Source organism: Xanthomonas campestris pv. badrii (genome assembly GCF_012848175.1).
Lineage (GTDB): Bacteria > Pseudomonadota > Gammaproteobacteria > Xanthomonadales > Xanthomonadaceae > Xanthomonas > Xanthomonas campestris_C.
On sequence record NZ_CP051651.1, the window covers coordinates 2,654,705 to 2,678,410 of the forward strand.

The 23,706-nt window shown below is 67.0% G+C and carries 21 protein-coding genes and 1 other RNA gene; 9 read left to right on the plus strand and 13 right to left on the minus strand.

Going from position 1 to position 23,706, the window contains the following annotated elements; translation table 11 throughout:
• Positions 1-60 precede the first annotated feature (60 nt).
• Positions 61-2,076: a M13 family metallopeptidase gene (locus tag HG421_RS11220; RefSeq protein ID WP_169706438.1), complete on the plus strand. Its 2,016-nt coding sequence runs from the start codon at positions 61-63 to the stop codon at positions 2,074-2,076.
• A 171-nt stretch (positions 2,077-2,247) separates the two neighbouring features.
• Here HG421_RS11220 and HG421_RS11225 read toward each other — a convergent pair whose 3' ends face one another.
• The 7 genes from HG421_RS11225 to HG421_RS11250 form a co-directional block, all read right to left on the minus strand.
• Positions 2,248-2,937 carry a rhomboid family intramembrane serine protease gene (locus HG421_RS11225; RefSeq protein ID WP_169706439.1) on the minus strand — a complete coding sequence of 230 codons (690 nt, stop codon included), beginning with the start codon at positions 2,935-2,937 and terminating at the stop codon, positions 2,248-2,250.
• A 40-nt stretch (positions 2,938-2,977) separates the two neighbouring features.
• Positions 2,978-3,385: an MGMT family protein gene (locus HG421_RS11230; RefSeq protein WP_169706440.1), complete on the minus strand. Its 408-nt coding sequence runs from the start codon at positions 3,383-3,385 to the stop codon at positions 2,978-2,980.
• Between the two features lie 299 nt (positions 3,386-3,684).
• Complete coding sequence (gene gorA / locus HG421_RS11235; RefSeq protein WP_169706441.1) at positions 3,685-5,055, minus strand: glutathione-disulfide reductase; 1,371 nt, start codon at positions 5,053-5,055, stop codon at positions 3,685-3,687.
• Entirely contained in the window at positions 5,052-6,302 is a 1,251-nt protein-coding gene (locus HG421_RS11240) for an NAD(P)/FAD-dependent oxidoreductase (protein WP_169706442.1), read from the minus strand. The genes gorA and HG421_RS11240 overlap by 4 nt, the downstream gene beginning before the upstream one ends.
• 6 nt (positions 6,303-6,308) lie before the next feature.
• Complete coding sequence (locus HG421_RS11245) at positions 6,309-7,553, minus strand: DUF418 domain-containing protein (protein ID WP_169706443.1); 1,245 nt, start codon at positions 7,551-7,553, stop codon at positions 6,309-6,311.
• 233 nt (positions 7,554-7,786) lie between these two features.
• Positions 7,787-7,865, minus strand: a non-coding RNA gene (locus HG421_RS21615) — sX9 sRNA.
• Between the two features lie 55 nt (positions 7,866-7,920).
• Positions 7,921-8,400 (minus strand): FKBP-type peptidyl-prolyl cis-trans isomerase, encoded by a 480-nt coding sequence (locus tag HG421_RS11250; protein ID WP_169706444.1) that lies wholly within the window; start codon positions 8,398-8,400, stop codon positions 7,921-7,923.
• A gap of 110 nt (positions 8,401-8,510) precedes the next feature.
• On the opposite strand from HG421_RS11250, the gene HG421_RS11255 reads away from it, so the two are divergent.
• A complete protein-coding gene (locus tag HG421_RS11255) occupies positions 8,511-9,053 on the plus strand; it encodes a C40 family peptidase (protein WP_169708165.1) in 543 nt (180 codons plus the stop codon).
• Between the two features lie 109 nt (positions 9,054-9,162).
• Entirely contained in the window at positions 9,163-9,912 is a 750-nt protein-coding gene (locus HG421_RS11260; protein WP_169706445.1) for a C40 family peptidase, read from the plus strand.
• Positions 9,913-10,140: 228 nt separating this feature from the next.
• On the opposite strand, the gene HG421_RS11265 is transcribed toward HG421_RS11260, so the two are convergent.
• The 3 genes from HG421_RS11265 to HG421_RS11275 all read right to left on the minus strand — a co-directional run bounded on the left by HG421_RS11265 (position 10,141) and on the right by HG421_RS11275 (position 13,073).
• Entirely contained in the window at positions 10,141-10,632 is a 492-nt protein-coding gene (locus tag HG421_RS11265) for an acyl-CoA thioesterase (RefSeq protein WP_169708166.1), read from the minus strand.
• Between the two features lie 263 nt (positions 10,633-10,895).
• Positions 10,896-11,723, minus strand: coding sequence for a class I SAM-dependent methyltransferase (locus HG421_RS11270; protein WP_169706446.1), 828 nt, complete (start codon positions 11,721-11,723; stop codon positions 10,896-10,898).
• Positions 11,724-11,732: 9 nt separating this feature from the next.
• Positions 11,733-13,073: a dicarboxylate/amino acid:cation symporter gene (locus tag HG421_RS11275; RefSeq protein WP_169706447.1), complete on the minus strand. Its 1,341-nt coding sequence runs from the start codon at positions 13,071-13,073 to the stop codon at positions 11,733-11,735.
• Between the two features lie 147 nt (positions 13,074-13,220).
• On the opposite strand from HG421_RS11275, the gene HG421_RS11280 reads away from it, so the two are divergent.
• From HG421_RS11280 to HG421_RS11300, 5 genes are all read left to right on the plus strand, one after another.
• Positions 13,221-14,921 carry an alkaline phosphatase gene (locus tag HG421_RS11280; RefSeq protein WP_169706448.1) on the plus strand — a complete coding sequence of 567 codons (1,701 nt, stop codon included), beginning with the start codon at positions 13,221-13,223 and terminating at the stop codon, positions 14,919-14,921.
• Positions 14,922-15,124: 203 nt separating this feature from the next.
• Complete coding sequence (gene tilS, locus HG421_RS11285) at positions 15,125-16,423, plus strand: tRNA lysidine(34) synthetase TilS (RefSeq protein WP_429001874.1); 1,299 nt, start codon at positions 15,125-15,127, stop codon at positions 16,421-16,423.
• A gap of 31 nt (positions 16,424-16,454) precedes the next feature.
• Positions 16,455-16,718: an exodeoxyribonuclease VII small subunit gene (locus HG421_RS11290; RefSeq protein WP_104540163.1), complete on the plus strand. Its 264-nt coding sequence runs from the start codon at positions 16,455-16,457 to the stop codon at positions 16,716-16,718.
• Position 16,719: 1 nt separating this feature from the next.
• Positions 16,720-17,595 carry a polyprenyl synthetase family protein gene (locus tag HG421_RS11295; protein ID WP_169706450.1) on the plus strand — a complete coding sequence of 292 codons (876 nt, stop codon included), beginning with the start codon at positions 16,720-16,722 and terminating at the stop codon, positions 17,593-17,595.
• A gap of 419 nt (positions 17,596-18,014) precedes the next feature.
• The gene (locus HG421_RS11300) at positions 18,015-19,112 is read left to right on the plus strand and encodes a M35 family metallo-endopeptidase (RefSeq protein ID WP_169706451.1); all 1,098 of its coding nucleotides are present in this window, start codon (positions 18,015-18,017) and stop codon (positions 19,110-19,112) included.
• A gap of 69 nt (positions 19,113-19,181) precedes the next feature.
• On the opposite strand, the gene HG421_RS11305 is transcribed toward HG421_RS11300, so the two are convergent.
• Together HG421_RS11305 and pmbA are read right to left on the minus strand one after the other, a co-directional pair.
• A complete protein-coding gene (locus HG421_RS11305; RefSeq protein WP_169706452.1) occupies positions 19,182-19,568 on the minus strand; it encodes a DUF4870 domain-containing protein in 387 nt (128 codons plus the stop codon).
• 225 nt (positions 19,569-19,793) lie between these two features.
• Positions 19,794-21,161: a metalloprotease PmbA gene (gene pmbA, locus HG421_RS11310; RefSeq protein WP_169706453.1), complete on the minus strand. Its 1,368-nt coding sequence runs from the start codon at positions 21,159-21,161 to the stop codon at positions 19,794-19,796.
• A gap of 199 nt (positions 21,162-21,360) precedes the next feature.
• On the opposite strand from pmbA, the gene yjgA reads away from it, so the two are divergent.
• Complete coding sequence (gene yjgA / locus HG421_RS11315; RefSeq protein WP_169706454.1) at positions 21,361-21,939, plus strand: ribosome biogenesis factor YjgA; 579 nt, start codon at positions 21,361-21,363, stop codon at positions 21,937-21,939.
• Between the two features lie 263 nt (positions 21,940-22,202).
• On the opposite strand, the gene tldD is transcribed toward yjgA, so the two are convergent.
• Positions 22,203-23,648, minus strand: a complete 1,446-nt coding sequence (gene tldD / locus HG421_RS11320; protein WP_169706455.1) for a metalloprotease TldD — start codon at positions 23,646-23,648, stop codon at positions 22,203-22,205.
• Positions 23,649-23,706: the final 58 nt, after the last annotated feature.

Here is a 23,706-nt window from a genome sequence, read left to right on the forward strand (position 1 = left end):
CTGCACGGCCCCCGGCCTTGCTAAACTCCGCCGACTTTACTCTGGCCACCCTTCGTCTCGATGCCCACCATTCGTCCGCTTGCCCTCGCTCTTGGCTTCAGCCTGATCTCGCTGCTGTCCGCCCCCGACGCCGACGCCGCTCGCAAGAAGAAGGCCGCAGCGCCCAAGGCTCCGGCTGTCTCGGCGGCCTGCACCAATTTCTACGACTACGCCAACGCCAGCTGGCTCAAGTCCAACCCCGTGCCGCAGGCCGGCGCCGTCACCGCGCTGGGTCAATTGTCCGAGCGCGCCCTGCAGCAGCAGCGCGAGTTGCTGGATGCATCGATGAAGGCTCCGCAGGGCAATGTGCAGAAGTTGCTCGGCGATTTCTGGGCCAGCGGCCTGGACGAAGCTGCCGTCGAAAAGGACGGCTCCAACCCGATCGCGCCTCTGCTCTCGCGCATCGACGCGATCAAGAAGGCCAAGGATGTGCCCGCCTCGATCGCCGCGCTGCACCAGGTCGGTATCCCGGTCGGCTTCAACTTCGGCCCGGACGTGGACCTGAAGGCGCTGGACCGCCATATCGGCTACTTCATGCAGGGCGGCATGGGCCTGCCCGACCCGGCCTTCTACACCCGCACCGACGCCGACACCCAGGCGCTGATGGGCCGCTACCGCGCCTACGTCAAGCAGATCCTGGCGCTCACCGGCACCGCCGCCGACAAGCTCGACGCCGATGCCGCTTCGGTGCTGCAGATCGAAACCGCACTGGCACGTAGCGCGCAGTCGGTACAGGGGATCAACAACCCGTTCAACAACTACGCCCCGATCGCCACCAAGGAACTGACCAAGCAGTACAAGAACCTGCGCCTGGCCGATTTCCTGGAAGCGCAAGGCGTCAAGGACGACCTGGTATCCATGGCCGACCCGGCCATGTTCAAGCAGCTCGACAGCATGATCGTCAGCATCAAGCCGGAACAGTGGAAGGCCTACCTGCGCTGGCGCGTGGGCGATGCCATGGCGCCGTACCTGTCCAAGAGCTTCCACGACGCCGAATACCAGTTCCGCGGCCGTCTGCTGCGTGGCGACGCCGTGCCGCCGCAGCGCTGGCAGCAGGTGCTGGACGCGATCAACGTGGCCGCCGGCCCGATGCTCGGCCGCGAATACGTGGCGCGTTACCTGAGCAGCGATACCCGCCGCCAGGCCGAAGCCATCGCCGACCAGGTGCGCGATGCGCAGCTGGCCGCGCTGGACCGCACCGGCTGGGGCAATGGCCAGGCGGTTGCCGAAGCCAAGGCCAAGCTGGCCGCGACCAAGATCGAAGTCGGCGCGCCGCGCCGCGACCTGGACTACACCGTGCAGCCGATGGGCCGCGGCAGCTTCGGCGGCAACATGCTGATCGCCTCGACCTGGCGTCACCGCGAGGAAATGAAGCGCATCGGCAAGGGCAACGCCGACCGGCGCTGGGACGTGCTGCCGCAGCAGCCCGCCGTGGCCTACGACATCGCGCAGAACCGCCTGATCGTCACCGCTGCGGTCCTGCAGGCACCAGTGCTGGGCGCCGGCAGTACGCCGGCCGCGCAGTACGGTGCCTACGGCGCACTGGTGGCGCACGAACTCACCCGTGCCATCGATGCCAAGGGCGCACTGGTCGATGCCAAGGGCGAACTGCGCAACTGGTGGACCCCGGCCGAGAAGGCGCTGTGGACCCAGCTGACCGGCAAGGTGGCCAACCAGTTCGCCGCCTATCCGTACCCGGGCGTGCCCACTGCCAAGGTCAATGGCACCCAGACGGCCGAAGAGAACCTGGCCGACCTGGCCGGCGTCGAACTGGCCTGGCAGGCCTTCAGCAAGGCGCAACCCGCCACCACCGAGGCCGACAAGCAGGCCTTCTTCACTGCCTGGGCCGGCCTGTGGGCCCAGCAGCTGTCGCCGAACGAGGCGGTGCAGCGCGCCAGCGCCGACATCCGCGCACCCGGCCAGTGGCGCACCAACGGCCCGCTGTCCAACCTGCCGGAATTCGGTGCAGCGTTCAGCTGCAAGGCCGGCCAGCCAATGCAGCGCGTGGACGCGGACCAGATCAAGATCTGGCGCTGATCATCGCGCTGGTAGTAATGAAAAAGAGCGCGGAACCCGCGCTCTTTTTTTGTCCACTGTCTGCCCGATCCTGTAGGAGCGGCCCCGGCCGCGACAGCAGCACCGATAACGCCCATCGCGGCCTGGGCCGCTCCTGCCGATGAAGCATCTCCGCCACCGTGCCGCTTGACCTCAGCGCACCACGCGCAGCGGCGGCTTGCGCCCCTTGTGGCCGCCCTTGCCACCACCGAACGGCGGCTGGCCACGCCAATAGCGGATCATCAACCAGCCGAACAACATGCCGCCCAGGTGCGCGAAATGCGCCACGCCCGGCTGCCAGCCGGTTGCGCCCAGGAACAATTCGATCGCACCGAACACGATGACGAAGGTGCGCGCCTTCATCGGGATCGGTGGGAACAGCAGCATCACGCGTTGATTGGGGAACAGCATGCCGTAGGCCAGCAGCAGACCGAACACGCCACCGGATGCTCCGACCACCGGCGCACCGCTCTGTGTAAACCACGCCATCAGCAGTTGGCACACACCGGCGCCGGCCACGCTCACCAGGTAATAGGTCAGAAAGCGCTTCTGCCCCCAGGTCTGCTCCAGCGGCGCACCGAACATGAAAAGCGCCAGCATGTTGAAGAACAGATGATTGAAGCCGCCATGCAGAAAGGCGTAGGTCAGCAACTGCCATGGCATGAAACTGGCGCCCGGGGAGAACGCATCGAAGCCGTTGGACAGCGGCCACAGCATCAGCCATGACAGGACGCTATCGGATGGCAGCACGCCGGCGCCCAGGTCGCCCACCGCCCATTGCAGCAGGAACAAGCCGATGTTGGCGATCAATAATGCTTTGGTGACGGGCGGCAGTTGAGGCATGGCGGCATCCTTCGGAATGCTACCCATGATACCGGCAGGCTTATGAAGGTCCCCACACGGCCGCATCCAACCGCTGCGCGGCCGTGGCACGCCGCACACGCCCCTGCACCACTGGCACGCCTTCGGCACGCAGGCGCTGGCATTGCTCATCGTAGCCGGGCGAGTCAGGCGCAAAGGCGATCCGGCCATCACTACGCAGCACCCGGTGCCAGGGCAACTGCGGGTCGTCGTTGCCGCTGAGCACGCGTGCCACCAGCCGCGCACGGCCCGGCAGGCCGGCGCGCTGAGCAACGTCCCCGTAACCGGCGACCGCGCCCGCCGGAATCGCGTGGATCACCTCGAGAATTCGCAGCCGCGCCTGCTCGCCGGACAGTGCCTCTCCCTTGGAAGCGACTCGCCTGGCAGGGCTGGCAGATGGGGGCGGCATGGAACGGCGAGACTTCGACATCGCGCAAGCATGCCAGCTGACGGGCATGGGTGTGCGTATCGAATCCTTCCAAGCGAAGGGAAGTGACAAGCCTCGCAACGGAAAAACTACAAGCCCCTCTCCCCCACGGGAGAGGGGTTGGGGTGAGGGTACGGGCGCAGCCACGCAAGCCACAATCACCTGGATGCAGCGGCCGATGAGGGCGTCCGGGGGGCAACATCAGCTCAAGGTTGACCGACCCATCGCTTGGATACCGACCCCCACCCCAACCCCTCCCCCGCAGCGGGAGGGGCTTGACTCCGGCTACCGTCTACACTCACTCACTGCATCAACACGATCTCTTCGGACGAGGTGGGATGGATGGCCACCGTCTCCTCGAAGTCGCGCTTGGTCGCGCCCATCTTCACCGCCACCGCAAAACCTTGCAGCATCTCGTCGGCGCTCTCGCCCAGCAGGTGCACACCGACCACGCGCTCTTCCTCGCCCACACAGACCAGCTTGAACAGGCTGCGCTGCGGCGCGTCGGCCAGTGCATGCAGCATTGGACGGAAGTTGCTGCGGTACACGCGTACCGCACCGGGGTAACGCGCGCGCGCCTGCTCTTCGGTCAAGCCAACATGGCCGAGCGGCGGATGCGAAAACACCACGCTTGGCACATTCTCGTAATCCATGCGCGCATCGGGCTGGTTGCCGAACAGCCGATCCATCAACTTGCGCCCCGCCGCGATCGCCACCGGCGTCAGGCCGACCTTGCCCGCCACATCGCCGATCGCGTGGATATTCGGCACGTTGGTGGTCTGCGCGTCGTCCACCAAGACCTCACTCTTGTCGCCCACCCTCACGCCAACGGTCTCCAGTCCCAGGCCGGCGGTATTGCCGCGCCGGCCTACGGCGAAGAACACCTTGTCGAACACGTCGTTGCCCTGCTCGCCGGGGTGCACGGGATGGCCATGCACGCGCAAGCCGCCCTGCGCATCGCGTTCCAGGCCGGTGGTGGTGAACCCGAAGTGCAGGCGTACGCCCAGGTGGCGCAGATTGTCGGCCAGTTGCAGGGTGAGTTCGGCATCGAAGCGCTCCAGCAAGCGCTCACCCTGCACGTAGAGATGCACACGACTGCCCAGGGCCTGCAGCAGGCCGGCGATTTCCACCGCGATGTAACCACCGCCGATGATCGCCACCTGCGCCGGTGCATGGCAGAGATTGAAGAAGTCGTCGGACACTTCGCCGTGTTCGGCGCCGTCCACGTCCGGGCGCATGGGATGCGCGCCGGTTGCGATCACGATGTGCTCGGCAGTCACTGCGATGCCATCGCCGCCCATCACCGTATGGCGGTCCTGCAGGACGCCGCGTTGCGGGATCAGCACCACGCCGTCGTCGTTGAGGCGGCGCCGATAACTGGCGTGGATGTTGGCGATATAGCCCTGCCGATGCGTGACCAGTTCTTTCCACGCCAGTGTCGGCCGCGGCACGTCGAAGCCGAGTGCGCTGGCCAGTTCGATCTTGCCGGCCAGGTCTGCGGCCAGCCACATGGCCTTTTTCGGCACGCATCCGAGATTGACGCAGGTGCCGCCCAATTCCCCCGGCTCCATGATCGCCACACGTGCGCCATGCTTGGCAGCGCGAAATCCTGCGGCCAGGCCGCCGGAGCCGCCGCCCAGAACCAGCACGTCGTAGTCGTAACGTGCACTCATGCGTAGCGCTCCGCCCGGTAGGGATGCGGGTCCAGCGCAGGTGCGCGGCCCGTGATCAGGTCGGCCATCAATTGTCCACTTGCAGTGCTCATGCTGATTCCGAGCATGCCATGTCCGGCTGCGAGCCAGACGTGAGGACGGCCCGGTATTGCGCCCAGCACCGGCACATCGTCCCAGGTCATCGGCCGCCATCCATACCAACGCTCGATCAGCGCCGGCCCGCGGGGTGCATGCAGATACTCGGCCGCCGCGCGCTCCAGCGCTGCCAGGCGGGTGGGATTGAGCTGCGTGTCGTGACCGGAAAATTCCATCGTGCTGCCGATCCGCAAGCGGTCGCGCCAGGGCACCACGAACACCCAGCGATCCTTCAGCACCACCGGGCGACGCGGCATCAGGGCTGGCGCGCTGTAGGTGATGGAATAGCCCTTGCCGGCCTGCACCGGCAGACGCAGGCCGAGCTGTGCCGCCAGCAACGGCGACCATGGCCCGGTGGCGATCACCACCTCGCGTGCGTGCAGCGTGCCATGTGCGGTGCGCACGCAGACCGCCGAGGGCTCGGCGATCACCGCCTCCACGCGACAGTGCGCATCGAGTTGCGCACCTTGCGCGCGCAATACCCTGGCCAGTTCGGCGGTATAGCGCTCCGGGCGCAGATGCGCGTCGCCCGGAAAATGGATGGCACCGGCAATCCCCTCGCGGAACGCCGGATCCTGCCGCGTGTACTCTGCGCCTTCGATCACCTGCGCCTGGATTCCCCACTGCGCCAGCAGCGCGCATTGATCGCGGTACTTCGCAAAGCCGCGCGCATCGCCGAAGACATAATCCAGCCCGTCGGTGCGGAACTCGCACTCCAATGCATAGCGCGCCACCCACTCGTCCAGGCGCTGGCGCGCATCGTGCAGCAGGGCCGCACGCGCCTGCGCACTGGACTGCCAGTCGCGTGCATTGCAGCGCCGCGCAAACCGCAGCAGCCAGTGCCACAGCGCCGGGTCCAGACGCGGCGGGATGTACAGCGGCGCATCCGGTGTCAGCATCCACTTCAGCGCCTGCGCGATCATGCCCGGTGCCGCCAACGGCGGCGCATGGCTGGGCGTGATGGTGCCGCAGTTGCCATGCGAGGTGGCAGCGCCCAGCGCTCCGGCATCGACGACACGCACCTGCCGGCCCGCCTCCAGCAACGCCAGCGCCGTGGCCAGCCCGATCGCGCCGGCGCCGATCACCACAACATCCTCGCGCCCGCCAGCCACTGGGCGCTAGCGGCCGCGCGCGTTGCCGCGCCGCATCGGCGGCACCCGCAGATAGGTTGCGCTGCGCCACACCCATTCCACCGGACCGAAACGGAACCAACGCAACCACGCCTGGCTCGCCACTACCTGCAGGGCGAACAGCCCTAGCGCGAACGGCAGCTGCCACACGCGCGGCAGCCGTTCGAAATAGCCCAGCCCGTAGCCGTAGAAGATCCAGGTGCACAGCAGCGACTGCAGCAGATAGTTGCTCAGGGCCATACGCCCGGCAGGCGCAAGCCAGGCCAGGTGCGATGCAAACCGGATGACCCACGCGGCGTAGCCAAGACTCATCAACGGCCCGGCCACCAGCGCCAGCGCGAACGCTGCGCAGACACGCATGCCCAGATCCGTCGGGTCCATCCACGGCGCCAGCATGTAGCTCAGCAGCATCACGCCCAACCCGAGCGGCAAGGCGCCGTAGCGCAACGCGCGGAACAGACGTGGAAAACGCGCGGGCGCGGCGATCGCACCACTGCGCACGAACCAGCCGCCCAGCAGAAACATGCCGAGCATGGCCGGGCCGTTGATGCTGAGCCCGCTCAGCGCCTGGCGCAGGTCGTGCCAGCGCTGCGCGGTGGCCTGCAGATAACTGCCGCTACCGAAGGCGGCGCGTTGCGCCTGCACATTGGCCGCGCTCTGCTGCGCCACCTCCGCCATGGCGGCCTTCCATTCCACCGCCGATGCCGGGTCGGCGTGCAACATCGCACTGACCAGACCGGACACCAATGCCAGCGCGGGCGCGCAGGCGTAGACCAGCGCGGCCAGCCACGGCAGTGCCACTGCCGGCGCGCTGCGCGTGCCCAACAGCACGACCGCCAGCAACGCATAGGTCACCAGGATGTCGCCGGACCACAGCAGCAGCGCATGCACAAGGCCAATCACCAGCAAGCCGACGGTGCGGCGCAGATACATCGCGTAGAAGCCACGCCCGGCCTGTTCGGCACGCTGCGCCATCAGCGCAAAGCCCATGCCGAACAATAGCGAGAACAAGGTGTAGAACTTGCCCTGCACGAAGATGTAGACCAGCGCGTCGGCCATGCGGTCGGCGCCATGCCAGTGCGGCTCCACGCCACCGATGGCCAGATCCAGCGGACCGACGAAGGCTTCGATGTTCATCAGCAGGATGCCGAGCAGCGCAAAGCCGCGCAGCACATCCAGCACGGCGATGCGCTCGTGCAAGGCAATGGGGAACAGCAGGTCGCGTGACGTCATCGCAGCTCAGACATTCGGACACAGGTGGCGCCGCGCGCAATGCAAACGGCCCGCCAGTCGGCGGGCCGTCGGAACCATGGCTGCGACCGGCGACGCTCGACCAGGCATGACGCAACGGATGGCAGGCACCGGCCACGTCGGAACGCCTGCGTGCAGCCGTGGTGCAGGCAACACCAGATCCGCCGCCGCCCCATGAGTGGCTGCGCAAGCGAACTGTTCGTGGTGTCTGAGGTTGCTGACAAAACGTGGCGAGCGGTCTGCAAATGGGTGTGGGCGGCGCACAGGAACCGGCATGGACACGGCACTGCCGATTCCGCGCACCGGCCGCGTCCTCCTGGCGGCGGCGCAGCCGTCCTGATCGCCGCTGTTAGTGGTGATGCCCGCCGTCGCCGTGGACATGTCCATGGTCGCGCTCTTCCTGCGAGGCCTCACGCACGTCGATGATCTCCACGTCGAAGTGCAGGTCCTTGCCGGCCATCGGGTGATTGAGGTCGACATCGACCACGCTCATGCCGACCTTCTGCACGGTGACCGCGCGCGGGCCGAAGTTGGTCTGCAGCACCACCTGCGTGCCCGGCACCAGCTTGGTGGCACCGAAGTGCTTCTTGGGCACGCGCTGGCTCAGGCCTTCGCGGTATTCGCCGTAGGCCTCGGTGGCCTTGACGTCGACGCCGAAGCTTTCGCCGGCTTCCTTGTCCATCATGGCCGCTTCCAGGCCGGGAATGATGTTGCCGTGGCCGATCAGGATCGCCAACGGATCGCGTTCCTTGGAGCTCTCGATCGGCTCCTGGCCGATCTCCGAAACGGTGTAGTGGAAGCGGACGACGCTGTCTTTTTCGATCTTCATGCGTAGCTCTGAATGAGGCTGCCCGGTGGCAGAGGGTGGAGGACGGCTTGTCGGCCGCCGGGTGCGCCGCCATCATGGCGACCTTCCGAACCGCCCATTATCCCGGCTCCATGCATATCACGCCAGTTTTCGCCGTCCGCGCGCATCGCGCGACGGCCTGTTTGCTGCTGGGCCTGCTCCTGCTGGGCGGCTGTTCGACCAAGCCCCCGGCGCGCCGCCCGTCCGCCCCGCCTCCGGCGGCGCGGGTGTGGCCGCAGGTGCCACCAGCCGACCCGGCTGCCGCCAACAATATCCTGATGCGTGCGCTTGGCCTGGTTGGCACGCCCTACCGGTACGGCGGCAACACGCCGGACACCGGTTTCGACTGCAGCGGCCTGGTCACGTATGTCTATAAGGACGTCCTGTCGCTGTCGCTGCCGCGTACCTCGCGCGAGCTGGCCGCCATCCAGGGCCCACGGATTTCACCCGAAAAGCTGGCGACAGGCGACCTGGTGTTTTTCAGCTCGGGTGGGAGTGTGACCCACGTCGGTATTTATGTGGGGGAAGGCCGCTTCGTGCATGCCCCGACCACCGGCGGCACAGTTCGCTTGGATTTCCTCGACGGGGCCTACTGGCGTGACCATTATTCAGGTTCGAAGCGGGTTTTGCACTGAAATGTGATGCTCATCACAAGTAATAAAACGGAAAGTTAACTTTTTTTGAACGTAACGAATCGTTCACCAGGGCATCATCCCGCATCGACAGCAGAATTGTGATTCCCGCGTGACGAACGACGAACAGATCAAGCCTGGCGCCGCCCCGCTTCCGCTCCGGAAACCGCTCCGCCTGCTTTGCGCTACCGCCCTCTGGATTGCCGCACTGCCCGCGCTGGCGCAAACCGCCGCTGGCGCCCCATCCGCTCCGCAGACGACCACGCCAGACAGCGCCGTCGCCGCCGAGAAAGCCGCTACCCGCAGCCGCGCCGACGCCGCTGCCACCGCTACCCTGGCCGCCCTGCTTCCGCACCTGGCTGCCAATGACGCCATTCCGCTGATGGACCGCTCGGCGATGTTCGCCGGCGACCTCAGCCGCCTGCTTGCCAACTACGACGTGTCGCAGAGCGCGGCCAATGCTGCGCAGAACGCCGTGGCCGACAGCCGCGTGCAGGTGATCCTGCAGCGCGCCATGGCGCTGCTGGGCACCCCGTACGTCTGGGGCGGCGAATCCACCGAAGGCTTCGACTGCAGCGGCCTGGTGGGTTACGTGTTCAAGACCGCGCTCGGCATCGACCTGCCGCGTGTTTCGCGCGACATCGCCCGCGACGAATCGGCCGAACTGATCAAGGACCCGAACGCACTGAAGGCTGGCGATCTGGTGTTCTTCGGCAGGCGCGGCCGCATCGATCATGTCGGCCTGGTGGTCGGCGACGGCAAGTTCCTGCATGCCCCCAGCCGCGGCAAGGACGTGCGCGTGGATTCGCTCGCCAGTGGCTACTGGAGCGAGAAGTTCATCCAGGCGCGCCGGGTGCTGTAACGTCCCCGGGTACCCTGCGTCGATGACAAAAGGCCGCGGCATTCCCGCGGCCTTTTTATGCGTTGCGCAATGCAGGCGGGCCACTGGTCATGTGACTGACATTTGGCGCCCCCTCCGACATCTGCTGGCGCCCCAGCTGCCAGCCCGGCAAGGCGAGCCGAGCACCACGCGATGTATCCCCACTGGCCCGCCGACGGCCGGAGGATTCCTGGCCGCGCAACCTGTCGATCACCGCGAGGTGTCGGCCTTGTAATGGGCCATGGTGTCCTCGATACCCTTGCTCAGCTCCATCACCTTGAGCGCATACTCGGCCAGGCGCTGGTCTTCGGGCGTATCCGGCCGCCAGGAAGGCACTTCCACCGGTGTGACGCCGTCCGGATCCATCGCCACGAACACGATGATGCAGTGGGTACACAGGCGCGAGTCGCCGCCCATCGGGCTGCGCGCACGCACATCGATGGCGAGATGCATGCTGCTGCGGCCGGTGTAGACCAGCTTGGCCGACACCGCGACCAGATCGCCGATGCGCACCGGTGCCACGAAGCGGATGCCGCCCACCGCAACGGTCACGCAGTAATGTCCGCTCCAGCCACTGGCCGCGGCAAAACCGACCTGGTCGATCCATTTCATCACCACCCCGCCATGCACCTTGCCGCCGAAGTTGACGTCGCTGGGCTCGGCCAGGAAACGAAATGTCAGATCACGCTGTTGGCCAATCACTGCACGCTCTCGCTGGGGGATGGGCGGGAAGTGTGCCATGCGCGCGCTGTCCGGCCCACGCGTCACGCGCAATGCAATCGCAGTGGTCGAGGAACGGCTCACGGCGGACACCGCGGACTGCGGCTCGCGCAGCATCTTCCATGCAGGCATTCGGAGCGCCAGTGCGCTTCCGCCTTTGCCATTACAGGCGAGGATCTCTGCAGTGCCGGGCCATACACCACCGAGCGAGGCCCGGTCAGGGTGTGGCCGCCGCGATCAGCGAGCTACCGCCCCGGGTTGTCCTGCTTGCGAAGACACAGCCAGGGAAAGTGCGGCTGTCGCCGCCTGAGCACTCGCCCAAGTCGCGCGGCGGGCCGACGCGGATCGAATAGCCAGCGCACCTGGAACGGGTCGAAGATGGCGTAGGTGTGCTGGTGATATTGCTCGGCCAACGCAGGCACGCCCAGCCCGGTGAAATAGCGCAGGCTGCGCGCGGCGCTGTCGGCGGCGCGTTGCCGGTCCGCGTAGAGAGGGCTGTCGAGAATATGCAGTTCGCCGTCATCGCGCAGTTGGGCCAGCAGGTGACACACCAAGGCGGCCGGATCCTGGAAATACTGGATGCAGGCAGGCACCACGATGACATCGAACACATCGCGTGGCAGCGCCAGGGTGTGGATATCGGCGGCGACGAAACTGAGGCGTTGCTCGTGGCCGAATACGCGTGCGGCCTGGGCAAGTTCGGTGCGGTTGACGTCGATGCCGCAGACATCGCGTTGCAGCGCCTGTGCCAGCAGGTGCGACAGCCAGCCGTTGCCGCAGCCCAGTTCCAGAATGGCGCCCTCGCCCGCCCGCGTGTGCAGGTGTTGCACCAGCAACGCGCTGGACAGCGCGCGCACCTGCCATTCGAGGCTGGCGCCCAACGCGCCGCCAGGATGCGGCAGGCTGCGGACCTGGGTATCGGTATACATCCGGCCTTCCTGCCGCCGCACCTGCAGGTAGCGGTCCTCGAACGGATCGGCGGCCAGGCTGCGCTGCACGAACACCCCGTCGACGGTCTCCAGTTCGGACAATTGCGCCAGGCGCTCGCGTAACACAGCAAATCCAACCGTCATCGGCCGCGCTCAGCGAAGCGGCTTGGCGCTGTCCGCCGGTGGATCTTCCAGCCCGACATTGGTGGACGCGGCGTCGTACACCGTCTTGTCCAGCAGGCCGGTTTCCTTGGCCACCAGCACCGGCACCAGCATCTGCCCGGTCACATTGGTCATGGTGCGCATCATGTCGAGCACGCGATCGATGGCATACAGATAGCCAATCACTTCCAGCGGCAAATTGGCCGCGCTCAGCACCACCGTGGCCATGATCACCGCCGTGCCCGGCACGCCGGCGGTGCCGAAGCTGCCCAGCACCGAGGCGATCAGCACCACGAAATACTGGTTGGCGGTCAACGGTACGCCGGTGTACTGGGCGATGAACACCGCGCACAGCGCCGGGAAGATCGCACCGCAGCCATCCATCTTGATGCTGGCGCCCAGCGGCACCGCAAAGGCCGCGTAGTCTTTGCTCACGCCCAGGTTATGCGTGATCGAACGCATCGCCACCGGCATCGCGGCAAAGCTCGACGAACTGACGAACGCCACCTGCATGCCGGGTGCGGCGCCGCGGAAGAACTTCCACGGGTTCAGCCCATGCACCAGCAACAGGCTGCTGTAGACCACCACGATGTGGATGGCGCAGGCCAGATACAGCGCCAGCACGAAACTGCCGAACGGCAGCAGTTTCTGGAAGCCGTAGCTGCCGACCAGGCCGGCGATCAGGCCGAAGGTGCCGAGCGGGGTCATCTCCAGCACGAAGCGCGTGACCTGGATCATGATCTCGCTCATCTGCGCGGTGAGCTTGCGTGCCTCGGCCACGCGCTCGCCGAGCTTGACCATCGCAAAGCCGAGCAAGGCGGCAAAGAAGATCACCGGCAGGATCGAGCCGCGCCCGGCCGCCAGCACGGTTTCACCGGCGGCGTTGGTCTTGGTGCCGATGCCGGTCAGCGCATAGAACGGATTGGACGGCACCACGTCCAGCAGCACCTTGATCGGGCTGGGCACATCGCGCGGTTTCCAGCCGGAGTCCACGCTCAGATTGAAGTGGCCGGCGCCCGGCTGCAGCAGCGTGCCCACCGCCAGCCCCACCCCAACGGCCAAGGCCGCGGTGATCACGAACCACACGAAGGTACGCCCGCCCAGCGCAGCCACCGACTTCTGCCCATGCAACGAGGAGATCGCATTGATCACCGCGAAGAACACCAGCGGCACGGCGATCATCTTGATCAGGGTGACGTACAGATCGCCCAGCGGACCGAACCACACCTCGGCCGCCGGCCCCATGGCCCAGCCAGCCAGTGCGCCCAGGACGAAGCCGGCCACCACGCGCTGCCAGAACGGAATGCGCAACCAGGCCGCAACCAGTCTCATGTCGTCGAATCATCCGGGGGAGAGTGCATGCACCTTAGCGCAGGGGCGCGCAACCGGCGAGGCCACGACTGGAACAGCGGCGTGTCATCTGTGCGACGGGCGCCGGCCGGCATAATGGGCACTGATTCAGCCACGAGTTCGAACCCGATGCGTTATCGCCTGCCTGCCCTCGCCGCCCTGACCACGCTGTGCGTGGCCGCCTGCGCCTCCACCTCCGGCACCACCGCCCCTGCACCTGCTGCGGTCAAGGTGGACGTGCCGCCAGTGGCGCATCCGGCCGGCGAGACCCCGCAGTGGTGGTACCGCTCCGGCGCGGCGCGTGCGGCCGGCAATGGCGCCATGGCCGGAAAGGCGCGCAACGTGATCCTGTTCCTGGGCGATGGCATGAGCCTGACCACCGTGGCCGCTGCGCGCATCCTGGATGGCCAGCGCAAGGGCGGCCCGGGCGAAGAAAACCTGCTGTCGTGGGAACAGTTCCCCGCCACCGCCTTCAGCAAGACCTACAACACCGATTCGCAGACCCCCGATTCGGCCGGCACCATGACCTCCATCACCACTGGCGTGAAGTCGCACATGGGCGCGATCGGCGTCGGCAGCGGCAGCCGCAGCGATTGTGCCGACAGCCTGGGCAAGGGCCTGCTGAGCTGGCTGCAGCTGGCCGACAGCGCCGGCATGGCGACCGGTATCGTCACCACCACCCGCATCACCCACGCCACCCCGGCGGCCACCTACGCCCATTCGCCGGAGCGCAACTGGGAAAACGACACCGACCTGCCCGAGGCCGCGCGCGCTGCCGGCTGTCAGGACATCGCCCAGCAGTTGCTGTCCACCGCCCGCTATGGCCGCGGCCCGCAGGTGGTGCTCGGCGGTGGCCGTAGCCAGTTCCAGACCGTGCAGGAGCGCGACCCCGAGTACGACGACAAGGTCGGGCTGCGCCTGGACGGGCGCGATCTGGTCGCCGAATGGAAGCAGGCGCACCCGCAGGGCGCCTATGTATGGAACCAGCAGCAGCTGCAGGCCGCAGCCGGTGCACCGGCATTGCTGGGGTTGTTCGAGCCCGATCACATGCAGTTCGACCATGATCGCAACCGCAGCCCGCAGGGCGAGCCCAGCCTGACCGAGATGACCCGCACCGCCATCCAGTCGCTGTCGCGCGACCCCAACGGCTTCGTGCTGATGGTCGAAGGCGGCCGCATCGACCACGCCAACCATGCCGGCAATGCGTATCGCGCACTGGACGAAACGGTGTCGCTGTCCGATGCGGTACGCACTGCCGTGCAGACCGCACCACCGGACACGCTGATCATCGTCACCGCCGACCATTCGCACACGCTCAACTTCGTCGGTTACCCGGTGCGCGGCAATCCGATCCTGGGCAAGGTGCGCGGCACCGGCGGCGAGGAAGGCGACCGCACCCAGCTGGCCACCGACATGGCCGGCCAGCCCTACACCACGCTCAGCTACGCCAACGGCCCGGGCTACACCGGCGCCAGCAACGCCCAGCCGGCCGGCAGCAAGAAATTTCCGCATGAGCCCAGCAGCAGCGAGCCGGCCGCAGGCCGCCCGGACCTGACCCACGTCGATACCGAAGCGCCCGGCTACATGCAGGAAGCGCTGGTGCCGACCAAGTCCGAAACCCACGGCGGCGAAGATGTCGGCATCTGGGCCACCGGCCCGGGCAGCGCGGCGTTCCGCGGCACGCTGGAAGAAAACGTCATCTACCACGTGATCGTGCAGGCCACCCCGCGGCTGCGCGAGCGCCTGTGCAAGGCCGGCACCTGCGATGCCGCCGGCGTGCCGGTGCAACTGCCCGAGCCGGCCGCGTTCGAGGCGGCGGACAGGCGCTGAGATGCAGGCTGGGGGGCCACGGCGGTGGACTGAAAGGCACGATGGGCGCGGCGATGCAGGGCTGCGGGCAGTTGCCGGCGCGCCGCCGGCGCACGCCTTGGCACCGCGGATGCGCACCGCCCGCCAGCGCGCAGAATGCATTCGCTCGTCTGATAGCAGCGCATTGACTGCACCATTGGATCATCGCGGATCGTGAGACCTTGATGACTGCCGCGCCCTTGCTGCCTGCCACACCACCGGGCCCGGTGCTGGTCGCCTACAGCGGCGGCATGGACTCGACGGTGCTGCTGCATGCCCTGGCTGCCGCGCAGGCCTATCGCGACCATGGCCTGCGCGCGGTGCATGTGCACCATGGCCTGCATGCCGATGCCGACGCCTGGGCGGCGCACTGCCGGCAGACCTGCGAGGCATTGGGCGTCCCGCTGCGGACCGTGCATGTCCAGGTCGCACGCGACAGCGGCCTGGGGCTGGAAGCGGCTGCCCGCCAGGCGCGCCACGCCGCCTTCGCCGACGTGCTCGCCAGCGGCCAATGGCTGGCACTGGCGCATCATCGCGACGATCAGGCCGAAACGTTCCTGCTGCGCGCCCTGCGTGCCTCCGGCCCGGATGGGCTGGCGGCCATGCGCGTGCAGCGGCCATTCGCCGCCGGTACCTTGTGGCGCCCGTTGCTGGCGCACGCACGCGACCAGTTGCAGACCTACGCATACGCGCATCGCCTGCAGTGGATCGACGATCCCAGCAACGCCGATCCGCGTTACGACCGCAATTTCCTGCGCACCCACATCCTGCCGTTGCTGCAGCACCGGTGGCCGCAGGCCAGCGAGGCCCTGGCACGCAGCGCGCAGCTGAGCGCCGACGCCGGCGACCTGCTGCTGCACCATGATCTGGCGCTGCTGCCCGCCCTGCTCACCCGACGTGGCGCGCTGGATCTGCAGTTGCTCGCAGCGCAGCCCAGCGCACGACAGCCGCGCCTGCTGCGCGCCTGGGTCAACGCAGCGCATGCGCCACCGCTCCCCGCGCAGGGTGTGGCAGCGTTGCTGCGGGAGATCGACATGCCCGCGTCCGACCGGCAGGCCTGCTTCGCCTGGCAGCAGGTGCAGGTGCGACGCTGGCGCCAGTGCCTGTACCTGCTCCGCACCACGGCAGCCTGGCCGGCGGCGTGGTCCGCGCACTGGGACGGCGCCCGGCCCTTGCAGCTGCCCGATGGTGCAACGCTGGCCCTGCACGCGCCGCAGCAGCTGCACTTCGCCCACCCGTTGCTCGTGCGTGCACGTCACGGCGGCGAGCGCATCGTGCTGCCGCAGCGCAGCCACTCGCATCGGCTCAAGCACCTACTGCAGGCCTCGGACCTGCCGCCGTGGGAGCGCGACCGCCTGCCCATCCTGTGGGACGGCGCACAAGTGCTGGCCGCCGGCGATCGCATCGTCTCGGCCCCCCTGCACGCCTGGCTGCAGGCCAATCACGCCAGCCTGCACTGGCAGGCAAGCAGCCCGGCGAATTGACCGCCCTGGCTGCGCCCCGCACACTTCCACGATGGCCAAGAAGTCCTTGAACGAAACATCCCCGGTTGCCCGCTTTGAACAGTCGCTGGAAGAACTCGAGCAACTGGTGCAGAAAATGGAGGTCGGCGACCTGAGCCTGGAGCAGTCGCTCAGCGCCTACGAACGCGGCATCGGCTTGTATCGCGATTGCCAGCAGGCGCTTGAACACGCCGAACTGCGCGTGCGCATGCTGACCGACCCCGCGCGTCCCGAGCTCGCCGAACCCTTCGAACCGCCCGCACAGGACGGCGGCTGAGGTGAGTTCCAGCGTGTTCGACCACTGGATCGCTCGCACCGAGCGCAGTTTGGACGCCTGCCTGCCCATCGCAACGCGACCGCCGCAGCGTTTGCACGCGGCGATGCGGCACGCGGTGCTGGGCGGTGGCAAGCGTATGCGGCCGCTGTTGGTGTACGCCAGCGGCGCACTGTTCGGCGCTGCGGAAGACCTGCTGGATACGCCCGCCGTGGCGGTGGAGCTGATCCACGCCTATTCGCTGGTGCACGACGACCTGCCGGCCATGGACGACGATGCCTTGCGCCGCGGCCAGCCCACCGTGCACATCGCCTTCGACGAAGCCACCGCGATCCTGGCCGGCGACGCCCTGCAGGCCCGTGCGTTCGAACTGCTGGCCATGGCACCGGTGGATGCCGCGCTGCGGGTCGGCTGGTTGCAGAGCCTGGCCACCGCCGCGGGCGCCGCCGGCATGTGCGGCGGCCAGGCGCTGGATATCGACGCCACCGGTCAAGTGCAATCGCTGCACGCACTGCAGCGCATGCATGCGCTCAAGACCGGCGCACTGATCCGCGCGGCCGTGCGCATGGGCGCCCTCGGCGGTGCAGCTGCGCCGGCCGACCAGCAGCGCCTGGACGACTTTGCCGAGGCGCTGGGGCTGGCGTTCCAGGTCCGCGACGACATCCTGGATGTGGAATCGAGCTCGGCGCAGTTGGGCAAGACCGCCGGCAAGGACGCCGCGCAATCCAAATCCACCTACCCTGCCTTGCTCGGGATGGATGGCGCCAAATCGAAACTGGCCGAACTGGCCACCCGCATGCACGACATCCTGCAGCCCTACGGCCAGCCCGGCGAAACCTTGGCAACGCTGGGCCGGTTTGCAGTAGACCGCGTGCACTGAGCGCGCGGACACGCTGCCGCCTGCGCGGCGTGCCTTGGTGAGCGAGGGCGAGCCAAACGCTGCCAACCTTCCGCCCTGCCACCTGCACCATCTCCACTGCACAGGACCCGCTTCGCGCACTCCGTGCGCCAGCGCACGGTTGGGGATTCAGGCGTCGTTCCGGGACCGGAGAGGCCGGTCACAAAACGCAACTTTCTTCATCGCGATTTGTGTCAACGACTGACACACGCGAAAGCAGCATTCATGACATTCATCACACTTTATTGCTGAATTATCGACATAGGTGATGGTTTAGCGGCCAGTCGGGATATCAAACAAGTAGAAATATCGCTAATTGCACGACTTGTCGCGCCCGCTCGCTCTGCCTAGGTTTGGATCGCCCGCATTCGCGGGCATCCCCCGACCAAGGAGAGTCACTGGTGAAGAATGTTTTTCTTGCATCGTTTGCAGCAGGCACGCTCGCCGTTGTTGGCGTACTCGGTTCGGCGCAGGCGCAGTCATTGCGCGGCCCGGTTCCGTTGACCATCGAACTGTCGCCAGTGGCCGACCAGGCCGGGCGGCATCAGGGCAAGATCGCCGTCACGGTCACCAACAACGGCAGCAAGATCGCCCGCGTGCCGACCTATCAATTGCCGCTGAAGTCGCTGGACAACGGCATCCTGGAGGTCAGCCGTGATGGCGCGCCGGTGAAGTACACCGGACGTCTGGTCAAGCGCGGCCTGCCCAAGGCCGCGGATTTCACCATTCTGCAGCCGGGCCAGAGCGTCAAGGGCGAGGTCGATCTGGCCGGCGCTTACGACCTGTCCACCAGCGGGAACTACACCATCCAGGTGCGCTCGGCGTTGCAATACGCCTCGCTCTCCGACGGCAGCCTGATGAAGGCCGCCAACGGTGAGCCGGCCGTGGCCACCAGCACCCCACTCACCGTCTGGCTGGACGGCGTCAACCGTGGCGTCCAGCGCCAGCTGGCGATCGGCCCGACCGCCGTGGTCAACGGCATCAACTACCTCAACTGCAGCACCACCCGCACCAACCAGGCCGCCAGTGCCGTCACTGCCGCGCGCAACTACTCGCAGAACGCGCGCAACTACCTCAACGCCGGCAGCACCGGCGCGCGCTACACCACCTGGTTCGGTGCGTACAACGCCTCGCGCTATAGCCGGGTCAGCTCGAACTTCGTCAACATCGACAACGCGCTGGATCAGAACAACGGCCAGCTGACGATCAACTGCAGCTGCGAGGCGGATCTGGCCGATGCCTTCGCCTACGTCTATCCGAACCAGCCGTACGAGATCCACGTGTGCAACGCGTTCTGGAGTGCGTCGACCACCGGCACCGACTCCAAGGCCGGCACCCTGGTGCATGAAACCAGCCACTTCACCGTGGTGGCCGGCACGCAGGACCGCGTCTATGGTCAGTCCGGCGCACGCAGCTTGGCCCAGAGCAATCCGGCCCAGGCGATCACCAATGCCGACAGCCACGAATACTTTGCCGAGAACACCCCGGCGCAGAACTAAGCGCGGCATCGTCTGAAACGACAAAGGCCCGGCAGCGATGCCGGGCCTTTGCTGTGCGTACCGTGCCGATTACTTGATCAGGCGCAGCGCGAACGGATAGCGGTAGTGTTCGCCATTGTTGGCCTTGACCGCGGCCAGGATGCAGAACACCAGGCTGCCGATCAAAACCAGGGTGGGCAGGAAGAACAGGATGCCGAACGACACCATGGCCAGGATCACCGCCACGATCATGGCGAGCGTCACCGTGATCTGGAAGTTCAATGCTTCCTTGGCCTGATCGGTGGCAAAAGGCTTGGAGGGGTTGGCGTCCTTGCTGATCAGCCAGATCACCAGCGCGCCGACGAAGTAGGTCACGATGCCCAGCAGATGTGCAGCCAACGCGAGGGTGCGCTCTTCCGACGGGGTGCTGGTGCCGATCGGCGGCGGCGGTGCGGCGTGCGTATCGAATTCGCTCATCTGTCTCCCCAAACATGATTGTGGTGCGGCGGACTATAACAACGATTCAGCCAGTCACCAGTGCGGGAAGACATGGTCTCGCACGTTCACCAGGTCCGGTCCGTGCAGTGCGTACCATCCGGCGCCGACATCCAACCCAACCACATGGCCAGCCAGGCGTCTGCATGCATCGAGCGCCACTGCGCCCGAGTGCGCTCAGCGCGCCGGCCTGCAGACGATCCGCACTCAGCTATCGCCCGCCACGGTCATGCGGTTGACCAGCACCGAGCCGATCTTGACGTGCGAGCGCGGGTCCACGTCGCTGCCTACCGCTTCGATGCCGGCAAACATCTCGCGCAGATTGCCGGCGATGGTCAGGCCATCGACCGGGTAGGCAATCGCGCCGTTCTCGATCCAGAAGCCGCCGGCGCCGCGCGAGTAATCGCCGGTCACCGGGTTGACGCCATTGCCCATCAGTTCGGTGACCAGCAGGCCGCTCGACATGCCGGCAATCATCGATGCCAGATCGCCGGCGTTGGCGCTGACCTGCAGGTTGTGCACGCCGCCGGCATTGGCGGTGGTCTGCAGCCCCAGCTTGCGCGCCGAATAACTGCCCAGCACGTAGCGCTGCAGCACGCCGTCGGTGATCAGGGCCGAGCGCCGCGTCGCCACGCCTTCGCCATCGAACGCGGCCGAGCGCAGGCCGCGGCGCAGGTGCGGCAGTTCCTCGATATTGAACCAGTCCGGGAACAGCTTGGTGCCGACGCTGTCGAGCAGGAAGCTGGCGCGGCGATACAGCGCGCCACCAGACACCGCCCCGAGCAGATGCCCGACCAGCGAGCGCGCCACTTCCGGGGCGAACAACACCGGCAACTGGCCGGTGGGCAGCGAACGCGGCGCCAGGCGTGCCACGGCACGCTCGGCGGCATGCCGGCCGATGGCATCCGGCGCCTCCAGGTCTTCGCGCGCCAACGCGCTGCTGTACCAGCCATCGCGCTGCATGCCATCGCCCTGCCCCGCGATCAGCGCACAGCTGATCGAATGATGGGTGCCGCGCTCGCGGCCCACGAAGCCATGCGAGTTGGCATACACCGACAGGCTGAGCCCGGTGCTGGCCGAGGCGCCGTCGGAGTTGCTGATGCGCGCATCGGCATCGCGCCCGGCGGTTTCGCAGGCCAAGGCCAGGTCCACCGCCGTATCGGCATCCAGCGCCCACGGGTGCCAGCTGTCGAGCTCGGGAAACGTGTGCGCCATCAGCTCCGGGTCGGCCAGGCCAGCTGCCGCGTCGTCTTCGGTATAGCGCGCGATCGCGCAGGCCTGCGCCACCGTGGCTTCCAGGCTCGCCTCCTGCAGATCGGCGGTGCTGGCGCTGCCCTTGCGCTTGCCGAAATACACCGTCACCGCAATACCGCGGTCGCGGGTGGATTCGACGGTTTCCACCTCGCCCAGCCGCACGTTCACATCCAGGCCGCGCTCTTCGCTGCAGCTCACTTCGGCCTGGGTGGCACCGGCGGCGCGGGCACGCTCGAGCAGGCGCTGGGAGATGTCGGTCAGCGCATCCAGGCGCTGCAGGCTGTCGTCGGTGACACGGGTTTCGGAGGAGAGTGCGTTCAATGCTTTATCCTTTGGATGCGGATCCGTCCGCAAGAACCCGGCCATCCTTGGCCGGACTGTCTGATTTGGATGCGGATCCGTCCGCAAGAACCCGGCCATCCTTGGCCGGACTGTCTGATTTGGATGCGGATCCGTCCGCGAGAATCCGGCCGCTCATGGCCGGAGATGTTTATCAACCAAGTTTCGGGATGTAGTGGCAATGCGCGGACGCGATGAAGAGACCGGTGAATTCCGCGGCGCCAGCCGCAGCCAGCAGCGGCGCGAAGCGCTGGAAATCTTTGCGCTGGGCGAAAAGCTGGTCGCGCTCACGCCGGCCCAGCTGGCCAAGCTGCCGGTGCCCGAATCGCTGATTCCGCATATCGAAGAAAGCAAGCGCATCACCTCGCACATTGCCCACAAGCGGCAACTGGCGTTTCTGGCCAAGCATATGCGCCGCGAGGACGACCAAACCCTGGATGCGATCCGCGATGCGCTGGATGCCAACAGCGACACCGCGCGCCGCGAAGTGGCCGCGATCCACCGGGTCGAGCGCTGGCGCGAACGCCTGCTCGCCGAAGGCGACACCGCGCTGGCCGAGCTGCTGGAAGCCTACCCGGACGCCGACCGCCAGCAACTGCGCCAGCTGGTGCGCAACGCGATCCACGAACGCGCCAAGAACAAGCCCCCGCGCGCCTACCGCGAACTGTTCCAGGTGCTGCGCGATCTGTCTCAAGCGCAGGGAGTGGAGAGTGGGGATTCGGAATTGGAAGACGACCAGGATCTGGAAGACGACGAATAGCACCTGGCGGCCGCAATCGCGGAGCCGCTCAACCAACGCCTCCGCCGCAGCCAACCGCGGCAGCATGCGTCCAACATCAGCAACCTGGGTAGGCGACACCTGAGCGCCAAGAACGCTACGCGCCCCTACCGCTACGCTTCCCGATGCTCCGATCCCGATTCCCGGTATCAGCCCCGACGCAGCACAAGGCTCAGACACGCGATACCCCGCTCCTGCACTTGCGATTCCCGATTCCCGATTCCCGATTCCCGATTCCCCGCATCTCAGGCCTGCGTCCCACCAACGGTGATGCCGTCGATCAACAGCGACGGCTGGCCCACGCCCACCGGCACACTCTGGCCGTCCTTGCCGCAGACGCCCACGCCTTCGTCCAGGGCCAGGTCATTGCCGATCATGCGTACCTTCTGCATGGTTTCCGGGCCGTTGCCGATCAGCGTGGCGCCCTTCACCGGCGCGGTGACCTTGCCGTCTTCGATCAGGTAGGCCTCGGTGGCCGAGAACACGTACTTGCCGCTGGTGATGTCGACCTGACCGCCGCCGAAGTTCACTGCATAGATGCCCTTCTTGACCGAGCGGATCATTTCTTCCGGGTCGTGCTGGCCGGCGCGCATGTAGGTATTGGTCATGCGCGGCATGGTCAGGTGCGCGAACGATTCGCGGCGGCCGTTGCCGGTCGGCGCCACGCCCATCAGGCGGGCGTTGTGGCTGTCCTGCATATAGCCCACCAGCACGCCGTCCTCGATCAGGGTGGTGCACTGGCTGGGCGTGCCTTCGTCGTCGATGTTGAGCGAGCCGCGACGCCCGTCCAGGGTGCCGTCGTCAACGATGGTCACGCCCGGCGAGGCCACGCGTTCGCCGATGCGCCCGGCGTAGACGCTGGTGCCCTTGCGATTGAAATCGCCTTCCAGCCCATGGCCGACCGCCTCGTGCAGCAATACGCCGGGCCAGCCCGGGCCGAGGACCACCGGCATCACGCCGGCCGGTGCGGGGATGGCATCCAAATTGACCAGCGCCTGGCGCAACGCCTCGCGCGCAAAACCTTCCGGGCGGCCATCGGCGAACAGTTCGGCATAGCCATAGCGGCCACCACCGCCTGAGTAACCGGACTCGCGGCGGCCGCTGTGCTCGACGATGACCTGCACGTTCAGACGCACCAGCGGGCGCACGTCGGCCGCCAGCACGCCATCGCTGCGCGCGATCAGCACGGTGTCCACGCCGCCGGACAGGCTCACCATCACCTGCTTGACGCGCGGGTCGGCGGCGCGCAGGAACTGGTCGATGCGGCGCAGCAGGTCCACCTTGGTGGCGCTGTCCATGTCGTCGATCGGGTCGGTGGCCGGGTACAGCGCACGGCCATTGCCACGCACCAGTGCGCGGCTGGGGTGCGCGCCGCCATCGCGCGAAATGGCGCGTGCCGATTGCGCCGCTTCCAGCAGGGTGTCGCGCTGGATATCGTCGGAGTACGCAAAGCCGGTTTTTTCGCCGGAGATCGCGCGCACGCCCACGCCTTGTTCGATGGAATGCGCGCCGTCCTTGACGATGCCGTCTTCCACGCTCCAGCTCTCGCGCCGCGAATGCTGGAAATACAGATCGCCGAAGTCGATACCGGGGCCCAGCAAGGCGCCGAAGGTGCGGTCCAGATGGCCGGCGTCCAGGCCGGAAGGAAGCAGCAGCCGGGTTTCGGCCAGAGTGAGAGCGTTGTCGGTCATGCGATCAGGATGGGGCCCGCGCGCCGGGGAGACAAGTCGTCCGGCTGAATCGGGCGCG